The sequence below is a fragment of the Psychrobacter sp. PL19 genome, from assembly GCF_017875835.1.
GTDB lineage: Bacteria > Pseudomonadota > Gammaproteobacteria > Pseudomonadales > Moraxellaceae > Psychrobacter.
Genome location: NZ_JAGING010000001.1, coordinates 1131832 through 1151418, shown reverse-complemented (window position 1 = coordinate 1151418; position 19587 = coordinate 1131832). Strand labels below are relative to the sequence as shown.

Here is a 19587-nt window from a genome sequence, read left to right as displayed (position 1 = left end):
ACCCTACCTTATTATTTAAAAAATTCAGTTTAGAATCCTGCGACTCTAGACAATTTGACGGTAAAAAGTAAACACCGCCATTAAGACGGTGTACTTTATAATTAATAGCTCTGTAACCATATAATCTGGCCAACTCAACATTAAGTTTATTTCAGTTGTCATTTAGCAGAGAGGAACCAGCGTATATAATCGACTATGAACAACAGTAGCAAAAGTTAACTAGCAGCAGCTTTGTAGTAAGCGCTGTAAGAAGCTGTCACAGCGCTCAATCTCATCAAGCTCAACGTACTCATCTGCTTTGTGCGCTTGTTCGATACTGCCGGGTCCGCAGATAATCGTTGGAATACCCGCATTGGTGAATTGCCCGCCTTCGGTGGCATAAGCAACTTTATGACGTTTGTCATCTTCAACCAAAGCAGCTATCAAGCTTTGGAGCTCGTCATTGTCATTATCCGTCATCGCGGGTACCCCTACTTCTTGTAGGATCTCAATGCGGGTCTCTGGCGAACGCACTTGCATCTGCGCGGTTAGCTCAGCGGCTTTAGCTTGGATCGGCGCCAAGATATCTGCTTGAGTCATGTGCGGCAGATTACGATAGTCAAAGGTGAACTCGCATAGATTAGGTACGATATTGGTCGCCGTGCCACCCTGTATGGTACCCACTGACAAGGTTGAATAAGGCACATCGAACAAGGGGTCGTTATCATCACGGCCGCTTAATTGCTCAGCTAAGGTATCGACGTAACCGACCAAACGGCTGGCATAACTAATCGCATTGACGCCTTGTGCCGTCAAGGATGAATGAGCTGATTTACCATGTACGCGGCAGCGATATATAGCGATGCCTTTATGCGCTACCACCACGGTCATATTGGTGGGTTCACCAACGATACAATATTCAGGAGTAATACCACGGGCAGCTAAATCGGCCAGTAATAAAGGCGCCCCTAAACAGCCCACTTCTTCATCAAATGACAATGCCAAGTGTAGCGGACGACGCAGCTGACTATTTTTAGACCGCTGTGCCGCATCAGGCAATAGAGTTAACGCGCAAGCAATGAAGCCTTTCATATCGCAAGCCCCGCGCCCATATAAGCGCGAACCACGAATAGTGGCGGTAAACGGCTCAGACGTCCAATCTTGACCATCAACCGGCACGACATCGCTATGGCCTGAAAGTACTAAGCCGCCATCAACTATTTCAGCATTTTTACCTGCTGGTACAGTGGCAAATAAATTGGCTTTGTTTTGCAACTCGTTAAAAGTCAGCGTTACTATCAATCCCAACTGTTCACAATAAGCCTTAACCTCGTTGATTAAAGCTAAGTTTGAATGTCGACTGACAGTGTCAAAGCCGATTAAGCGTGTGAGCCAATCAATACTCTGCTGCGGATAAGACGGAATAGGTTGAGACTGATGGTCACTATTATTAAAAGCCATTGAACATCCTTATCAAATAAAATTGATATTGAGATTTGTGTTATTAGTCTTTTTGCTGTGCCCGTCGCTGCAACTCTTTTACCTCTTCGTCTAAGCCTGTGATCGGGCCTTCGACTGGCACATTCGGCGCCACGTCTTGAATGGCTAACGATGTAATTGGCGATGTTGATTCTACACCCATCTCATCCATCCATTCGCCCAACTGTTTGGAGGAGCTGATATAAACAATACGGCCAAGTCCTGCCCAAGCATGAGCCGCTGAGCACATCGCACAATGCTCACCTGAGGTATAAACGACCGCTCGCGCTCGCGCTTCTGGAGTCATATTTTTTGCCGCCCAACGTGCGACTGCAATCTCAGGATGATAGGTTGCATCGACCGTGTTAATGCGGTTACGATCTTCATTAAGTACGGTGCCATCGCTATCGACCAACACACTACCAAACGGCTCATCACCGGCATCTAATGCTTCAGTAGCCAGCTCAATACAGCGGCGCAAATGTTGTTTATCAGTATCCGTTAACATTATTTTATTCTCCTTTTTATTTGGTATTGATATTTTATATTCGTCTAACGCTATGAGTCATATCATACTTTCGAATCATCAGGCTAACCACTAACCCCGCTACTCACAAGATAATATAAATAAGTATAAACACTCATGAGCCATATGATTCACATTCAACTTTTCTAGTTCTTCGTCAAATGTTGGGGTGAGGTGAAATATTTTTCACCTTAACCCACATGAACGCCAATACTCTTGTATTTGTGTGTCAATAGTATTTTGGCGCGTGCACGTGTGAGGTTTGAAAGCCGAACGAATTCCGTTTGACTGCTTTTGTCAGGTTATTTATGCCTACTAGAAAACCGTTGAAATAAGAGAATGCAAAACTGTTTAAGATTTCAGTTTGCTAGCTTCGGGACGTGCACATCACTTTTTGGAACTCCGCAATGCCGGCCAATTCGACCAGCTGATATAATTCACGGCAAAACTCAAGTGCACGCATCTCCTTGTCTTTGCTTGTTTCTCGACAATTCAAGTGTGAAAGAAATTGGAGATTGCGTGTCTTTTTTTGGTTAAATTGTTTGAACACTCCAAATTTAGTGTAGAACCGCCAAATTTAGTATACCGAATTCTGAAAACAGAAAAAACAAATGGGTCGTTTTTTTAAAGTGTCTACCATTTAAAGTTCAGTTCACGAGTGTCGACATAGTAAGTGCTTACATGTATAGAGTATAAATTGGGTTGTATGATTTCTAACTTTATTTTTTTCGAGGGGCATCAAAACCATAAGCTTGCCCATCTTTATGCTTAATTTTATCTTCCCAAGGGAGACTATATGTTCCGTTTCTCAAATCGTCCATATACGTGTATGGAGCGTCCATTACTCCGCCATCCACGGCAACAAAGCCTCGATGCCCCAACTGGTAGATGTTGTTTTCAACTCCCCAGTTGATCCGAGCCTCAAGTACCAAATCAGGTCTAACTTCTCCAGTAATTATTTCATCAGCGCGGTTACTACCTTCTACGAGTGTTACACCATCAAATCCAACAATCATGGCGTCTCCCATCGAATCATTGGTTCCATCACTTCCACACATGGCAACGGACGCGGTATATGCAAGGTTGCAAAATGCGTTTGTTTGATTGGTTATTTTCCAGGAATGTCGAATGGGTGGCGTATAACCAGCTGTACGTAAAATAACATCTGCACCTTTATATGCAAGTTCGCGACTAACCTCTGGAAACATCCCATCATGGCAAATAACTAGCCCTAGTTTACTTCCATTTGGTCCGTCACACACAGGCAAGCCAAGATTACCCGGTTCCCATGGTTCAACAGGAACCCAAGGATGTAGTTTTCGACAGTTTAATTTTATCTGGCCCTGATCATCTATAATTAATCCGGTATTGTAAGGATTTCCATTAGGGTTATATTCCATTATTGAAAAACATCCCCAAATTTCATTTTCCTTACAAACTTTTTTCAGCTCAGACACTTCAGGTCCATCGATATCACACATGATCTCATCATTCATGTCCATTGAAAGTCCATGAAGCATATATTCTGGAAATACGACAAGATCAATGGGTGCTATAAACCGTTTTGCTTTTCGAACCATGTCACATACTTTCTCGGTTTGCTTAGTCAAGTCATCTTTCGTTTTTGTTATTGGTAATTGCAATTGTACTAAACCTAGAATCACTCCATTTGGTGATTTATTCAATCCTCCAAGACCATTCATTATAAAACTCCTTTCAAATATACTATACTCAACAATTTACTTTTACCCTACAATTTTAGGTTTAAACATAAGATAATAACTTTAAAAGGTTGAAGAATTAGATGTGGAAAAACATATTAATTTCTATTTTTTAATATCACTAAATTGAATCAGTCTCATAACTCTAAGCCCTTACGGCTCTAAGCACAAAATGGCAATAAAATAGAGTGCTTCCTCAAATCCTATGTAATAAAGCTTACAACACACGTTAATAGAGTAGAGAAACGTTCTACATTTATCATACGACCAAAAAGGTTCCCCGTCAAATATTGGGGTGAGATGAAATAAGGGAATGCAAAACTGTTTAAGGTTTCAGTTTGCCAGTTTCGGGACGTGCACATCACTTTTTAGAACTCCGCAGTTCCGGGCAATTCGACCAGCTGATATAATTCACGGCAAAACTCAAGTGCACGCACCTCCTTGTCTTTACTTGTTTCTCGACAATTCAAGTGTGAAAGAAATTGGAGATCGCGTGTCTTTTTTTTAGTTAGATTGTTTGAACACTCCAAATTTAGTGTAAAACCACTTTTCTTTCAACTCATTGATACTCATTTTAAATTTGCACCATATTCTTACGATGGGTTATTTTGATTCATCACATCAACCACCGGTGGCGTGGGCTTTGACAACTGGCCTTCCGCTTGGCGTTCTTTGGTGGTTTTTGCATCCATTTTTAGCCCTGAAATCAGTGCTAAATCTTTAATAGGCTTACGCTTACGGGTGGCAAAACTGACCGGGACCATGCGCGCAAACTCATAAATATACAGATAAGACTCTTCGCCACCTTCAAAGTCCTCATCATCTTCCAGACGGATAGCGCCAATTTTGGCTAAATCCATGAGCATCTCATTTTCTTCAGCACTCAGACCACAATCAGTAATACCAAAGCCAGTCATAAAGCCGTTAGCCCACTGTTTCAGAGCCATCACACGCTCGTATAAGTTATGTTCATCGTCAGGTATCAGTGGCATAAAGGAATAAGCATCCTCTTTATCTTTGAGCTGAAACACGGTATCTTCCGCCTCTTCGGTCAGCAGCGTCAAGGCCGGCTCCGGTAACGGTGCAAAGCTGAGTTCTTCCAGCACCTTCGCCCAACCTTGCTCATCAGGAGCCTCACAAGCCGTCATCAAGCCAGTCATCAAGCCGTGCACCTCACTGATAGACACATCAGTCCATTCATCAAACGCTTCGGCCCACGTGTTCCAGCCAGAGATATTATCATTCATAACGGTTATCCTAGTGATTGATTAGCAATGATTGATTAGAGCCAATTAATTAGTAATAGTTACCGCCCTACAATGTGCGCAGCGCTGTAACTAATAAAAGTAAAAAAAAGAAGCACAATAAGTGCAATTACTTTGTTGATATAGATATTATGCGGTCACCTATGGCATTATTAAACGCATAGACCAAAATTCATCCACACTCACTGGTTAAGGATAAAAACTGACTATGTATGACCAACTCAGACTATTAGAAAAAACGATACTTGACATCAAAAAGCAGCATCAGCTGGTCAGCGCTGAACTTAGCAGCATCAAACAACGACCGAATACCAATCCAAAAGAATTGTCAGTCCTTAATACTAAGCTCGATAGCAGCCATACAGAACGTGATAACGCGAAAAAACAGTTGAGCGATCTCGATAAACGCTATCAAAGCCTTGCCGAAGCGCATCATATGATTGGAGAAGAGCAAGACAAGTTACAAAAACAGCTGGCTGATTTGCGACAAAAAAACAGTGCCCTACAACAACATAATGACAATCTTCAGCAGCAGGGCCATGAGCTACAACAACAAAATAATAATATTAAGCAGCAAAATAGCGATATCAAACAACAAAACCATGACCTACAAGAAAAAAATCAGTTGGCAGCCGAGCGCACGCAAGTGGTGTTAAAACGATTAACCCATATTGATCAAATAGAAAGCTGATGCGCGATTGACGAAGGTTTGCCAAAACAGTAATAGCACCCTTGCCTCTCAAAAAATGATTTTATACTTTTAGCGCTTTAATTATTTATCTTAATTGATTATTCACCTTCATGACGATACTTTGTAGGACTTATTATGACTGACAACAATAGCAACGCTGATCAAAACTCACCGCTTGAAAACAAAAAAGCGGCGGCGCCCATGGATCAAACTAAGCGCACCCTGCCCCAAAATGTCACCCCCAATAAGATAAACGTCGAACAGGCAACAACAGGTAGCAGCACACCAGCTACTAAAACCCCTGAACCGCAAATGAAAAAAGTAGATATTGCCATTGCTGGCATAACCTATCAAATTTATTGTCCGATTAATGAAGAACAAGAATTACGTTCAGCCGTGTATTACATTAATAACTTTGTTCTCGATATTAAAAGAGAAGCACCAAACTTAAGCCAAGAAAATCTGCTGGTATTATGCTGCTTAAACTTATATGAAAAAATTAGCGCTCATGAAAAGACCAGTGATACTCATCAAAATGAAAGTAAGCAGTCAGAGGCTCTGTTAAGTAAAATAATGCAAGACGCGCAGTCTATTTTATAGGTCAAGTGACCACTTAACGCTAGTACTGGTAAGTTTTACCGGCATGAAAATCAGCTTGATGTTCGTAGTTGCAAAAAAACAACTCACCGTTAGCCTTAGTGCTACTGTCCTTGATAGGGCTGTCAAGGTCGCTAGCAGTATTAATAGTATCGCTAACGGCATTGGTAGTATCACTAACACTATCATTAGTAATGTCACTATTTATACTGCTGTTAAGCTCGGTAGGGGCAGTCTCGATAACACCACGATACTCAGCTAAGCTGTTACCACAAAAATTACAATTGCGCGGCTCGATCACGTCACCTTTTTGGGGCATCATGCTTTTTGGGGCGCGTGGGTACATAACTTTATAAAAGATCCACATTGAGATCCAAATTATAATTATTATAATAATAATCGCAAACACGGCAGTGCTCCTTCGAGTAATGGTGAGTGAACTGAGGTTACTAAGTTATAAATAATGAGCTAGGGATATAATATAAAGTTTACTGTAATTCACGCCTATAGCACAATCATTGCGCTATTTAGTGGTTGCTAGGCTAATAAAATATTAGTAATTATTTAATATAATTACACAAAAAAACTGGCTTAGCACAGCCAGTTTTTTGTGCTTAAAGTAAGAGTGATTCACTCATAAGAATAAAGTTATAGCTGTAATTCGCTAATATCAGCGACCGTTAGAAACAAAGCGCGTACCTGCTTTAATAACGCTAAGCGGTTATTTTTCAAGGCCATATCGTCGCTATTGACCATCACACTATCAAAAAATTGTGTCAACGGCTCATCTAAGCTGGCCAAGGTTTGCAGCACTTGAGTGTAGTCAGCCTGTTCAAGTAGGGGTGTTACAACCGTTTGCGCTTGACGAACGCTGCTATACAACACTTGTTCGGCAGACTCGGACAGTAATAGCTCATCGACGCTATCAGCAACAGCCACTTCTGATTTAGCTAAAATGTTGGCCACGCGCTTGTTAGAATCAGCGAGCATTGAAGCTTGCGGCAGCTCACTAAACATTTTCACCGCACGAATACGCTGATCAAAATCAAGCGGCATATGCGGATTAATCGCTTGTACGGCCTGAATAGTATCGACACTGACCCCTTGCTCAGTATACATCGCCCGATAGCGTGAGTGTAAGAAGGTCATTACCTTAGTGAAGGTATCGCCCATATTATGGATTTTGCCATCTTCAGCGCTAACATAGTTGTTTATTGCCTGCTCAACTAAAGCTACTAGGTTAATCGGTAGTTGTTTTTCAATCAAGATACGTAAGATGCCAATCGCTGAACGACGTAGGCTAAAAGGATCTTTTGAACCGGTAGGTGCTTGATCTATCGCAAAGATACCGACTAGTGTGTCCAAGCGATCTGCTAGCGCCAGGCATATACCGATAGGTGTTTGCGGCAGTAGATCACCACTGAACTTGGGTAGATACTGCTCTTCTAAACTTGCAGCAACGGCTTCAGGCTCGCCATTAAGACGCGCATAATACGTGCCCGCAATACCCTGCAATTCGGGGTACTCACCAACCAATGAGCTGGCCAAGTCCGCTTTAGCTAGCATTGCAGCACGGGTGGTCTCATTTATATCAATCTGCTGGTCTTGCTGTTGTAACAATGCTGCGATAAAAGCGGCCAGCTTAGCGATGCGCTCTGACTTTTCCCAAATAGTGCCCAGTTGATCTTGGAACACGCGGGTTTTTAAGCTTTCGGTTAACGCTGATAACGGCTGCTTTTGATCTTGTAAGAAGAAGAATTCAGCATCCGCCAAGCGAGGACGGACGACCTTTTCATTGCCCTCGATGATCTGATTGGGATCTTTTGACTCAATATTGGTAATAAAAATAAAATAAGGCTGGAGCTTGCCATCTTTATCAGTGAGGCAAAAATACTTTTGATCCGCTTGCATGGTTGAAATCAGCGCCTCTTGCGGCACTCGTAAAAAACGCGGCTCAAAACTTGCTCGTAGAGCAATCGGAAAATCAACCAAAGCGGTAACTTCATCTAGCAATGCTGGCGGTACAATCGCATTGGCATTGACTTCATCTGCTAGCGCCTGAACTTGATTGTTAATAAACGCTTGGCGCTTATCAAAATCAGCCACTACTTTTAAACCATCTAACAACTGCTCATAATCGTCAGCATGCTTAATGGTATGGTAGTCCGGACTATGGAAACGATGTCCACGGGTCTGCTGGCCGGTCTGATGACCTTGAATCATGCCATCAATAACTGTGTCATCTTGCATCAATACTACCCATTGCACAGGACGCACAAACTCATCTCGGCTCGAACCGGAACGCATGCGCTTAGCAATCGGTAGATTATCAAGGGCTATTTGAAAAATAGTAGGCAACAGCTCGGTGGTCGCCTTACCATGCACAGTTTGCTCGTAGCCGATGTAGTCGCCTTTGTCAGTGTTAATAGTAATCAGCTCACGCGGCTCGATACCCAAGCCTTTAGCAAAACCCATTGCGGCACGACTAGGATTACCTTCGGCATCGAAAGCTGCTTTGATTGCAGGGCCACGTTTTTGCTCGCTACGATCTGGCTGCTTATCACTAATGCCCTGAATTTGTAGCGCTAGACGACGCGGCGCAGCAAAAGCTTTCATGCTATCAAAGCGAATATCAGCCTCACCCAACTGTTCAGTGACGCTCGCTTGTAGCGCATCACGTAGATTTTTTAGGCTCTTTGGAGGCAGCTCTTCACACCCCAGTTCAAATAAGATGGTAGTCATGAAATGCGCCTATTTATTATTATTGTTGTTTTTAGCAGGTTTATTTTTGGCAGCTTGCTCGTCTTTATTAATATCAGCACCCGCTTCTTTAGGCAAATACTTATCTAAGGCCGCTTGACGATGCGCTTCATCTGCTAACGGGAAGCCTAATTTTGCCCGCGCTTCAACATAACCAAAAGCAACCTTACGCGACAAGGTACGGACTCGTAAAATAAAGCGCTGACGCTCAGTGACCGAAATCGCGCCGCGAGCATCGAGTAAATTAAAGGCATGTGAGGCTTTTAGCACCATCTCATAGGCTGGCAAGGGTAGTCCAGCATCAACCAACTTATCCGCTTGCTGCTCGTAGAAGTCAAACAATTCGCCCATCTTCGGCACATCAGCATGCTCAAAGTTATAGGTGGACTGCTCTACTTCATTTTGATGAAACACATCGCCATAAGTCACACGGCCAAATTCGCCATCTGCCCACACTAGGTCATAGACACTATCGACGCCTTGCACATACATGGCTAGACGCTCAAGGCCGTAAGTAATTTCGCCAGTTACGGGAAAGCACTCGATACCGCCCACTTGTTGAAAGTAGGTAAACTGGGTAACTTCCATACCATTCAGCCAAATCTCCCAACCCAGACCCCACGCACCTAGCGTAGGTGACTCCCAATTGTCTTCAACGAAGCGTACATCATGCACCAATGGATCAATACCAATAGCCTTTAGTGAGCCTAAATACAGCTCTTGAATATCAGGCGGATTGGGCTTGAGTACCACTTGGAACTGATAGTAGTGTTGCAAGCGGTTAGGATTATTACCATAACGACCATCAGTTGGGCGACGTGATGGCTGAACATAAGCCGCATTCCAGCGCTCAGGACCCAGCGAGCGCAAAAAAGTGGCCGTATGAAAAGTACCTGCGCCCACTTCCATATCGTAAGGTTGCAATATTACGCAGCCCTTAGCAGCCCAGTAGTTTTGTAGAGTCAGGATTAAATCTTGAAAAGTCATGGGTTCAGAATTCATAGCTTGGGAAGTCATAGGGAAATCACTGTGGAATGAGTATTATTAGATAGCACTTGATCGGAATTCAGGCTCAAGTTCATACAGCCTATCTGACTGCATATTTATTTACCTGCTCACCTTACTAAAAAATGGCTATTTTATCTATATTTACAGCAACTAAATTTATGTTGCCGTTAGAAATAAACTCACAATGATTAGCGATATAGTTAAAATACTTTAAAAACGCGACGGTACTGCTGGTATAAGCTTTTTGCAGCCTCTGTCTGCGTAGCCACAGCAAGCAAGAAAAACGTATGCCAGCAGTAGGTTATGTCTCGATATTACTTTTCATTGACTATAGATATCGATAAAACCTAGAATCTAGGGATTAAAATCTAAGGCTCAGATTCTAGTGATTAGAGTAAAAAAATACCCAGACGGATTACCATCTGGGCAGGAGGAAAGGTATATCTGGGGTATCCTGATTATTCAGGCTTTTTATTTTTGGAATTTATTAGTAGTCAGATACTCTATCAAACTATTGCTTATTCATTGCTTATTCATGTGACTGGTCTGAGGCATTTGGCATGATGACCCATAAAATAATATAAATAAGAATACCAGGCATCGCAGCGCTTAGCGACGAGATGACCACGAATAATATTCGCACCCACATCGGTGACCAGCCTACATATTCTGCGATACCACCCATCACACCCGCTACCATGCGATTATTCTGCGAGCGATGTAATTTTGCTAATTTAGCCAAATCTCATACCTCTCTGTTAAGCTGTTCTTCTTAGGAAAATTTGAATCTATTGTTATATTTCTCTTTACTGTCTTGTTACCGTCTTGATTGAGTATAACGACTTATTAACTTATGAATAATTATAGCAAGTATTCATGCATTAACTGTTAACAGTATAGGCATTATTTGTGACTTTATGATACTCAAACTTACTCTAACCTATCATTATTATCCGTAACTGCCTGATTTTAAATAATTATTTCAAAATATTTCTAAAACGGCTTTGTTACGCTCATCCTTCTGCTATTTAAATCGAATTTTACTTATTCGTTAACTTAAATTTTATTATTTCATTGTTACCCGCTATTCTTCGGCCTACTCGCCTCACTCCTAACCACCCTTTTCCTTGAGTACTATTTGTAATTGATTATTGAGATATTTAAAGCTAGATGACACAAAATCAGCATCAACAGCTAGCGTTAAAGTTAATGAATAAAACATTAAAATAGTCTACTTAACGATAGAATACTCACTCGCTTTATGGCTGTTCATCAGAACAGCACCACCGTTTACAATAACCTACCTGTAACTAAGTACAAACCTTTATACCATGCTGATAAATAACTACTAGGTAGATTTTAGCGCTATAAGGACTCTTATGTATGATACTGGCTTAATGATTGGGTATTTTGAACCGCTGCATTTAGGACAAATGCGCAGCATCTTAGCTGCTGCTGGGCAAGCGAATAACTTGCACATTGTCATCACTGCTCACCCATCACCCCATCCAGATTTTGCTATTACCCTACAAGATAAGGCCCGCTGGCTACAAATGGCCTGTGCTGACATGCCGTTTATTCATATTCATACCAGTGATGAAATTGAACTGCCTCTACATGAGAACCTCGATGACATCACCATAAATGCGGCTAATAGCAATACCAAATTGCAGCGCTTAATTGATGCGCTACGCTTGCCAGCAGAAGCAGTATTGTTCATTGCAGAAAACCATCCTTTAGCGCAGAGTAACACTCAAGAACAGCTATTGATGACAGTAGTGACTACGCCGTTACAGCCTGAATTCGACTCTTATACGATTGCTCGTGACCCAGTAGCGCATTGGTCAGCTATCCATCCACAAGCTCGCGGTGATTACACTAAGACCGTCGCTATTGTCGGTGGTGAGAGCTCAGGTAAGACCACCTTGGTGCATAAGCTTGCTAATTATTATGGCGCTAGCTTTGTGCTGGAGACGGGGCGGCTTTATGTAGGGACCGATTTAGGCGGTAGTGAGATTGGATTACAGTATAGCGATTATGCGCCGATTGCCCTTAATCACGCCCAAGCGATACGCGCAGCAGCGGCTACAGCGACCGCACCCATAACGATTATAGATACTGACTTTGTGACCACGCAGGCGTTTTGTGAAGAATATGAAGGCCGTACGCATCCCTTCGTTGGGGCTTGTATTAACGAGTTTCGCTTGGACCATACTATTATGCTGGATAATAATGTCCCGTGGGTTGCTGATGGCATGCGTTCATTGGGCAATGAGGTAGCGCGCGGACGCTTTGAGCAGCTATTATTAACTATTTTTGCTCGTCATCATATCCAGCCACATATGATTACTGAACCCGATTATGATGAACGTTATCAACAAGCATTGGCCTTTATTGATCAGCAGATTTATAACCAAACGATAAAACCATCTGAAAAATATAATTAAAAATTACCGAAACAAGTTGCTAGACACAACCAACGACTTTACTAGATTGTGAGGCAATCCCTATAGTTAATGACTAACAATATTATGACGCAGGTTACAGTACAGACTATATATCAGTACCGTTAGTGACGCTGCAGTCGTAGCGTTTTTTTATAAACAGGACAGCTATAGTCGATTCAATTTAAAAAAGACACAGTGCTGTACACGACTCTCTTTTATTGTGAACCAACTATACACCTAACAATTTTGCTTTGAATTTATGACGTTACTATTTTGAGGAAAACAGCTTTATGCGTATTCAGCTATTGGATAACATCACTGGAAAATGGTCAATGCAGTGGATTGTCACTTGGTTCGTCTGCGGGGTAGCCGCTTTATCCGCCGGGTTTTGGCTCACTACTGAGCACACTACTCTAGATATGTTTTATTTAGGCGTTTCATTTATTGGTTTGGTTTGCGTGGTGTCGCTGTCATTCCGTAAGAATATTATGGGCAATGGTTTTGGCATGGCAGCGACCTCCGGCGAAGTCGTGGTACAAGCTACAGCAGGTTCCGTAGGTCTAATGCTCGCGCCGTTATTTAACTTCTTTACCCACGTTTACGGCCTTTTTTATTGGTCAAAGCATACCGACCCTGATGGTAATATGCTACCCAAATCGGCCAATAAATGGGTTTGGTTAATCACAGCCACCTTCATGATTATCGGTTTGGCACTATTTCCAACAGTAAATGACTTACTCGCCAGCTATGGCTATACGGTCGTAGAAGAGGATAACAGTAAATTTCTAGGACTCATTTCCTTTTTTTGGATTAACGTTATCGCCTTTGTGTTATCAATTACTGCTCAAGCCGCCATGATATTGCGTTATTCATTTAACTGGTGGCTATGGATCCTCTCAAACTTCGTTTGGTTAACCGTCAACCTGATGTCTGGCAATTATATATTTGCGATTCAAACCATGATTTATCAGGTGAACTCTTTTGTCGGTCTATATGAGTGGCACCGTAGTGAACAAAATGCACTAAAAGCGCAAGTATAAAGTAAGCGCTATAAAAAAATAATACTGGAATATAGGCTGGCCAAATAACAGGTCATGACTGTACCGTTTACCAGATAAAATGGTAGGTTGTTCTAAATAATGCTACAACTGGGGGCCTAGGTTAGATTTACCTACTCATTCATTTACTAACAGGGAGGCTAGTATGGCTCGTGCATCTCGTAAAGGCATGTCCAAACGCACACTTGAACAATGGCTGAGTGAATATGCCGTTAGCCATCAAAATTTGATTAACAAAAAAATCCATTGGTTGTGCGTGCCCACTATCTTCGTCAGCCTTTTGGGTATGGGAATGTCATTATCGGTCTGGTTTACCTTAGTGTTAAGCGCTTTGGTATTGCTATTTTATATGCAGCTCTCGACCCCACTATTTGTGGCCATGGGTGTGTTCATCTTAATTTGTCTGTCAGTCATGGCCTTTTTGCCATGGGGCTTTAAGGTTTGGGCAAGTATATTTATCGTTGCTTGGATTGGGCAGTTTGTTGGTCATAAACTTGAAGGCAAAAAACCCTCATTTTTTGAAGACTTACAATTCTTATTGATTGGCCCAGCATGGGTAGTTAATAGCTTGATGAAAAACAAACAACATAAAGAGCGGGCAACTTAAGAACAAATGACTCAAAAATAAGCAATAAAAAGCGCGACCTTGTTACAACAAGATCGCGCTTTTTATTTTCTGCAAAACGAAGTGTGGTGTATTTATCTATTGTTTAAAGATTAAGTGTTTACTGATCAAGCGTCTGCACACCGCCGCCATTCACAAAAATAGTTTGACCACTTACCCAGGTTGAGACTGGTGAAGCAAAGTATAACATGGCGCCAGCAATATCATCAGCTTCGCCCAAACGTTTGATCGGGGTATGCGCTAACATTTTCTTTTCAATCTCTGGGGTCAATACGGTCTTTAACGCATCAGTACGGGTAGCGCCTGGGCCAACTGCATTAATACGCACTTCCGGACCGAAATCATGAGCTAAATTGGCCACCATATGATTAACGGCTGCTTTTGAACCGGCGTAACCGCTCATATTTGGGTCTTTATTAATACTCGACATTGAAGTAGTAAACACGATTGAGCCATAGCCTGATTCTTTCATATGCGGCGCGCACAATTGGCTGAGACGCCAGCCACTAAATACATTCAACTCAAAATCACGGCGAATATCATCAACTGATATTTTAGATGGATTCTCACGGCCGCCACCACCACCACCCGCGTTGTTAATCAAGATATTGATACAGCCAAACTCTGACATGGACTTGTCTACCATCGCGACTAAATCATCATCTTTTAAGATATTACATTCTATCGCTAAACCTTTGACGCCATATGCTTCGATGTCTTTCACCGCAGCCTGGGCATCGTCAAGTTTCATATCAGCAATGACTATATTGGCGCCAGCTTGTGCCAAGCGCAGTGCTGTCGCTTTACCAATACCGTTGGCCCCACCAGTGACAATGGCGGTCTTTCCGGATAAATCAAATAATTCATTAAATTCTTTGTGTTCAAAAGTTGGCATAACTGCTCCTATTATGGTTATTTTTTATTCTATAACGTCTTTGATGGCTATAAGTATAAGTTTTATGAGTTTAGGTTCAAACCAGTTAATAACAAATATACTAGACAAGTATGCTTGGTCTGTTTCAATTTAATGTGACAAGTTAACTGTCTTTTGTAATTAGGTTTCGTAAAGGATGACGTAAGTATCACTACTTTATTCCATAAATTTTAAGCATAAAAAAAGCCCCACAATGAAGTGAGGCTTTTGCTCTTAAAGAGCCATGTTTGGAGCGGGAAAAGAGATTCGAACTCTCGACCCCAACCTTGGCAAGGTTATGCTCTACCACTGAGCTATTCCCGCTGAATCAAGTTGTATTATGCTGCTATTTAGATATTGGTTTACTATTAATAGTAGTCATATTCAATAACAACGACGTCTCGATAGGCTGGCTATTCTACCAATTATTCAGCTGCTGTCAATCTCTTTTTTCAAACTCCTCTAGGACTCATGCCGGATTTACCACTATTTTTAACTCTAATCAGTTGCATGCTATTGATTTTATAATTAAATTTATTCTCACTGACTGATTCCATTATTTTGTAGAAACGGGCACTTAATTATATCGATGGATTTTAGAACCACTCAAACATTAGTAAAGACGGACATCAGGGTGCTACGACCTAAGGCCATGAATAATGTTATAAATTAACAATCAAGCTGCCTAATCATCAAAACAACGAGTATGTCAGCCTGTTTATCTATATTTTATCACTTGTATGCTTTGTTACCTCAATTAAGTCTCTTGCAACTAAGCCACTTGCAATTAATCCCCCTGCAATTAATCCCCCTGCAATTAATCCCCCTGCAATTGAGCCACTATAGTTAACTGAGTTACATAGGCCTTACCTTCGACTAACTTACTTACAATCATACGTAATATTGTTACTTTTACTGCACTGGTTTTGTACGGCTATCATTATTATACTAACACTCTATTATTGCGCCCACAAAGCTCTGGTAAACGGACGAATAATAAATTATTAGTTCATGCTTTCTCTACATCCAGTTGATAAGTGCTTGGTAGACAGTCCTATATGTTGTTAAAGAACGTCATGGGCAAATCGTTAAGAAAAGCAATAGAGATTAATAGCGTATCAAAAAAAGTAAATGGTATCTTATTATTCTTAGCAGCAGTTTTAGCTATCAGCAGTGCTTATTTGTAAATGCTCAACACGCCCTAATATTTTTGTTCAATTTTACCTTTTATAGTGAGGAAATTTCTTATGAGAAAAGTGCTTACCACCACAGTCATGGCTGTGTCATTATCAGCCCTAAGCCTGACCGGTTGTACCAGTACCACTAGTACTGGTGCCATTGGTGTAGACCGTCAACAGCTATTATTAGTGTCAAGCGAACAGGTATTACAACTATCAGCACAAAGCTATAATAAAAATCTTCAAGAAGCGAGAGCACGCGGTGTACTTGACACTAACAAAGCACAATTAAGCCGCCTCAAAAATGTGGCGAATCGCTTAGTAAGTCAAGTCGGTGTTTATCGTCCAGATGCGGCAAAATGGCAATGGGAAGTGCATACCATTAACTCCAAAGAACTCAACGCCTTTGTCATGCCAGGTGGTAAGATCATGTTCTATAGTGGCATTATTGACCGTCTGAATTTAACGGATGATGAGATAGCCGCGATCATGGGTCACGAGATGGCGCATGCCCTACGTGAACATTCGCGCGAACGTCTCTCACGTGACTATGCGACTCAAACTGGTATTGGGGTTGCTGCTAGTGTGTTCGGTCTATCGCAAGGTCAGGCGCAACTGGCTAACCTAGCGGGAGACCTGGGACTGACCCGTCCTCACAGCCGTACCCAAGAAAGCGAAGCGGACCAAATAGGTCTTGAGCTGATGGCACGTGCTGGATATAACCCACAAGCGGCTATTAGCTTATGGCAAAAAATGCAACGTGCGAGTCAAGGTGGACCACCACAATTTTTAAGTACTCACCCGACCAGTAGCAATCGTATCGCGCAGTTGCAATCGTTAATGCCTAAAGTAATGCCATTGTATCAACAGTCACGCCGCTAAAATTGGCTGGTAAACGATAAAGCTCCTGATAAAAAACGTCTTACAAGTGGTAAAAAAGGCAGAGCGCAACTATTATTTGCACTCTGTCTTTTTTGTGAGTGTTCACTTTATGACGTTTACTTGACTTTTGCTCACGTCACTCGTCTCCTCAGACCGCCTTATAGGGTCTTATCTATGTCAGTTCACGTCTGCTATAATAGACCGACGATTTATTCACACACTATCAGTCACCACTCAGTCACCACTCGATAAAGGAACGCTATGAGTACTACAGCGCCTGCTACTAATAATTCTGCCCCTACTCCGACTGCTACTGCCCTTGAGCAAGCACTACAAGATTTGCAGCCGCAGAATCTTATCTTAATCAATGAATCAGCAGGTCATTCCGGCTATTTTGAAGGTAAGGAAAGTCATTTTAAGCTTACTATTGTCAGCGACGATTTTACTGGTAAGCGTTTGGTGGGTCGTCATCAGTTGGTGTATCAGCTGGTAGATAAATTATTGACCTCACAAGGGGGTAATATTCATGCTTTGGCGATTCATGCTTATACGCCCGACGAATGGCAAGTTCAAGGTGGCAGCCCTGACAGTCCCTCATGTGCTGGGCAAAATGTAAATTAATAAACAGTATTGTTAATCATAAAAACCTAATACTAGTAAATACTAAAGAAGAATAAAGATCTAACATTAGAAACCTAATGACAAATCCCTAACATTAACAACCGTGAATACTATCCTTAAGTTAGCAAATACTAACGAATCATTGTAAAAGGAACACCGTAAATGAAACATTTACACACGCTCTTGGCATTACTGGTGATTGCGCTGTTTTTGTACCAAAGCTATCTGGTATTAAGCGCTAACAAACGGGCACCACGAATCATTAAAATATGCACTCATATTCTCTATGCACTAATCATCATTTCAGGCGTTTGGATGTTAATGCAGCTGATGAGTGCTAACGCTCCGGTACAGTGGGTATTTGCTAAAATAATCTTACTGGTTGCCGCCATTAGCGCCAGCATCAAAGCGTTCAACCCCAATGCGACTCAAAGCCAGAGTAAGGTAGGTATTCTTATTGCTACCGCTGCTTATGTTGGTATTGTCATCCTAGCTTATTCAAAACCTGGCAATTTATTCTAAAGCTGGTGCTAGGATTAGGCGGTGTTAATACTTAGTAACTCATTAATACTGTTTTGTCGCTTGGCTGCCTTTTTAGTACCCTGACTGGTTTATTTTTGCTATCTTAAATAAATGCAGCACCTTTTTAAACAGTGTCTTTTCAACTAGATACCATAACTTTTTCCATAGATACCATAACTTAGCCTGATGGAGCCATTATGAAAACTCTCACTACAGCAACATTACTGGCAGCTGCCGGCGTATTTGGTCTCTCAGGCTGCGCGTCTACTGGCAACATAACCCCGCAATACGTGCCACCGAATACTTACCAAAGCTACGATTGCCAATCGCTCAACCAAGAATATGTGCGCGTAAATCGCTATGTTGATGCCACCCGTAATGAGCAGTCAACCTTGTCCGCCTCAGGCGTTGGGGTTGGCGTATCTGCAGGGCGTTGGGGCATATCACCTAATATCAGCTTTGGCGTTGGTAAAAGTAACAATACCAAAAACCGTGATGCTAAGTTGTCACGCCTATATGGTGAGCGTGACGCTATTGTCCAGTCAGCGCGTATCCAGCGTTGTAGCTTTGCCAATGGGGTGAAAATTTACGGCGAGTAGCACTGAAAAAACACACGTTAATGAATTTAAGAATTAAAAAAGCCAGTATCTAATAAAGGTACTGGCTTTTTTATAATTTTTTTAGAAGCTGATTTTAAAATAGCTTTAGGTCAACTAAGCCTATTTCAGGCTTTGTACCCACTGTATTATTTGATCGCTTGGTAGTGCGCCTGATTGCCGCGCCACTTCTTTGCCATTTCTGAATGCTACCATGGTTGGTAGGCTACGAATATTATAAGGCGCAGCAGCTTGTTCATGCTTGTCGGTCTGTATCTTGGCAAAGACTATTTGCGGCAGTTGACTGGCAGCGGTTTTAAACTGCGGTGCCATCATGAGGCAAGGCTGACACCAGCTCGCCCAAAAGTCTACGATGGTCAACACTTCATTTTTTTGAATCACTTTATTGACCGTTTGTGCATTCAGCTCATGCGGACTACCAGTCAATAACGACTTACCACATTTACCACAATTGGGCGCACTATCCAGCTTGGCCGCTGGCACACGATTGGTTGCTTGACAGTGGCTGCAAACGATATGCAAACCTGGTTCACTCGCTTGTTCACTCATAATATGACTCCTATACTGACTGTAATAGTCGCGTTTATTTGATAGGTTTGCTTCGTAGATAATTTTTTGTAGATAGCAGATAACAAGTAACAAGGCTTGCTGTTAACGTCCTGTTGCGCAACTCGCGCAGTCAGTTACCCGTTACCGAA

Annotated in this window: 19 protein-coding genes, 1 tRNA gene and 1 pseudogene; 9 read left to right on the top strand and 12 right to left on the bottom strand. The window is 41.9% G+C overall.

What is annotated here, in order from left to right:
• Positions 1-219 precede the first annotated feature (219 nt).
• From argE to H4W00_RS04645, 5 genes and pseudogenes are all read right to left on the bottom strand, one after another.
• On the bottom strand, positions 220-1440 hold the full coding sequence (gene argE / locus H4W00_RS04665) for an acetylornithine deacetylase (protein ID WP_209956455.1): 1221 nt from the start codon (positions 1438-1440) through the stop codon (positions 220-222).
• A gap of 43 nt (positions 1441-1483) precedes the next feature.
• The gene (locus H4W00_RS04660) at positions 1484-1966 is read right to left on the bottom strand and encodes a nucleoside deaminase (protein ID WP_209956454.1); all 483 of its coding nucleotides are present in this window, start codon (positions 1964-1966) and stop codon (positions 1484-1486) included.
• A gap of 209 nt (positions 1967-2175) precedes the next feature.
• A pseudogene (locus H4W00_RS12565) lies at positions 2176-2426 on the bottom strand (transposase); the annotation flags it as partial.
• A 277-nt stretch (positions 2427-2703) separates the two neighbouring features.
• On the bottom strand, positions 2704-3687 hold the full coding sequence (locus H4W00_RS04650; protein ID WP_334684873.1) for a formamidase: 984 nt from the start codon (positions 3685-3687) through the stop codon (positions 2704-2706).
• Between the two features lie 611 nt (positions 3688-4298).
• Positions 4299-4952 (bottom strand): UPF0149 family protein, encoded by a 654-nt coding sequence (locus H4W00_RS04645; protein ID WP_209956453.1) that lies wholly within the window; start codon positions 4950-4952, stop codon positions 4299-4301.
• A gap of 226 nt (positions 4953-5178) precedes the next feature.
• Here H4W00_RS04645 and H4W00_RS04640 point away from each other — a divergent pair, with 226 nt between their 5' ends.
• Both H4W00_RS04640 and zapA read left to right on the top strand, forming a co-directional pair.
• Entirely contained in the window at positions 5179-5661 is a 483-nt protein-coding gene (locus tag H4W00_RS04640) for a hypothetical protein (RefSeq protein WP_209956452.1), read from the top strand.
• Positions 5662-5796: 135 nt separating this feature from the next.
• Positions 5797-6261, top strand: coding sequence for a cell division protein ZapA (gene zapA / locus H4W00_RS04635; protein WP_209956451.1), 465 nt, complete (start codon positions 5797-5799; stop codon positions 6259-6261).
• Positions 6262-6280: 19 nt separating this feature from the next.
• On the opposite strand, the gene H4W00_RS04630 is transcribed toward zapA, so the two are convergent.
• The 4 genes from H4W00_RS04630 to H4W00_RS04615 all read right to left on the bottom strand — a co-directional run bounded on the left by H4W00_RS04630 (position 6281) and on the right by H4W00_RS04615 (position 10768).
• A complete protein-coding gene (locus H4W00_RS04630; RefSeq protein ID WP_209956450.1) occupies positions 6281-6625 on the bottom strand; it encodes a hypothetical protein in 345 nt (114 codons plus the stop codon).
• Between the two features lie 281 nt (positions 6626-6906).
• Positions 6907-9000 carry a glycine--tRNA ligase subunit beta gene (glyS, locus tag H4W00_RS04625; protein WP_209956449.1) on the bottom strand — a complete coding sequence of 698 codons (2094 nt, stop codon included), beginning with the start codon at positions 8998-9000 and terminating at the stop codon, positions 6907-6909.
• A 9-nt stretch (positions 9001-9009) separates the two neighbouring features.
• The gene (gene glyQ / locus H4W00_RS04620) at positions 9010-10005 is read right to left on the bottom strand and encodes a glycine--tRNA ligase subunit alpha (protein WP_209958906.1); all 996 of its coding nucleotides are present in this window, start codon (positions 10003-10005) and stop codon (positions 9010-9012) included.
• 550 nt (positions 10006-10555) lie between these two features.
• Positions 10556-10768, bottom strand: coding sequence for a PspC domain-containing protein (locus H4W00_RS04615; protein ID WP_209956448.1), 213 nt, complete (start codon positions 10766-10768; stop codon positions 10556-10558).
• Between the two features lie 637 nt (positions 10769-11405).
• Between H4W00_RS04615 and nadR the strand changes: the two genes are divergently transcribed.
• The 3 genes from nadR to H4W00_RS04600 all read left to right on the top strand — a co-directional run bounded on the left by nadR (position 11406) and on the right by H4W00_RS04600 (position 14138).
• On the top strand, positions 11406-12473 hold the full coding sequence (gene nadR, locus H4W00_RS04610; RefSeq protein WP_209956447.1) for a multifunctional transcriptional regulator/nicotinamide-nucleotide adenylyltransferase/ribosylnicotinamide kinase NadR: 1068 nt from the start codon (positions 11406-11408) through the stop codon (positions 12471-12473).
• Between the two features lie 290 nt (positions 12474-12763).
• Entirely contained in the window at positions 12764-13513 is a 750-nt protein-coding gene (pnuC, locus tag H4W00_RS04605) for a nicotinamide riboside transporter PnuC (RefSeq protein WP_209956446.1), read from the top strand.
• A 163-nt stretch (positions 13514-13676) separates the two neighbouring features.
• The gene (locus tag H4W00_RS04600; protein WP_209956445.1) at positions 13677-14138 is read left to right on the top strand and encodes an Mpo1 family 2-hydroxy fatty acid dioxygenase; all 462 of its coding nucleotides are present in this window, start codon (positions 13677-13679) and stop codon (positions 14136-14138) included.
• A gap of 118 nt (positions 14139-14256) precedes the next feature.
• Here H4W00_RS04600 and H4W00_RS04595 read toward each other — a convergent pair whose 3' ends face one another.
• Both H4W00_RS04595 and H4W00_RS04590 read right to left on the bottom strand, forming a co-directional pair.
• Positions 14257-15051: a glucose 1-dehydrogenase gene (locus H4W00_RS04595; protein WP_209956444.1), complete on the bottom strand. Its 795-nt coding sequence runs from the start codon at positions 15049-15051 to the stop codon at positions 14257-14259.
• A 267-nt stretch (positions 15052-15318) separates the two neighbouring features.
• Positions 15319-15393 (bottom strand) — tRNA-Gly (locus H4W00_RS04590).
• A 923-nt stretch (positions 15394-16316) separates the two neighbouring features.
• Between H4W00_RS04590 and H4W00_RS04585 the strand changes: the two genes are divergently transcribed.
• From H4W00_RS04585 to H4W00_RS04570, 4 genes are all read left to right on the top strand, one after another.
• Positions 16317-17129: a M48 family metallopeptidase gene (locus tag H4W00_RS04585; RefSeq protein ID WP_209956443.1), complete on the top strand. Its 813-nt coding sequence runs from the start codon at positions 16317-16319 to the stop codon at positions 17127-17129.
• A 261-nt stretch (positions 17130-17390) separates the two neighbouring features.
• Positions 17391-17750, top strand: a complete 360-nt coding sequence (locus H4W00_RS04580; protein ID WP_209956442.1) for a BolA family protein — start codon at positions 17391-17393, stop codon at positions 17748-17750.
• Between the two features lie 162 nt (positions 17751-17912).
• Positions 17913-18272, top strand: a complete 360-nt coding sequence (locus tag H4W00_RS04575) for a SirB2 family protein (protein ID WP_209956441.1) — start codon at positions 17913-17915, stop codon at positions 18270-18272.
• A gap of 197 nt (positions 18273-18469) precedes the next feature.
• Positions 18470-18871, top strand: a complete 402-nt coding sequence (locus H4W00_RS04570) for a hypothetical protein (RefSeq protein WP_209956440.1) — start codon at positions 18470-18472, stop codon at positions 18869-18871.
• A 120-nt stretch (positions 18872-18991) separates the two neighbouring features.
• On the opposite strand, the gene trxC is transcribed toward H4W00_RS04570, so the two are convergent.
• Positions 18992-19438, bottom strand: a complete 447-nt coding sequence (gene trxC, locus H4W00_RS04565; RefSeq protein WP_209956439.1) for a thioredoxin TrxC — start codon at positions 19436-19438, stop codon at positions 18992-18994.
• Positions 19439-19587 lie beyond the last annotated feature (149 nt).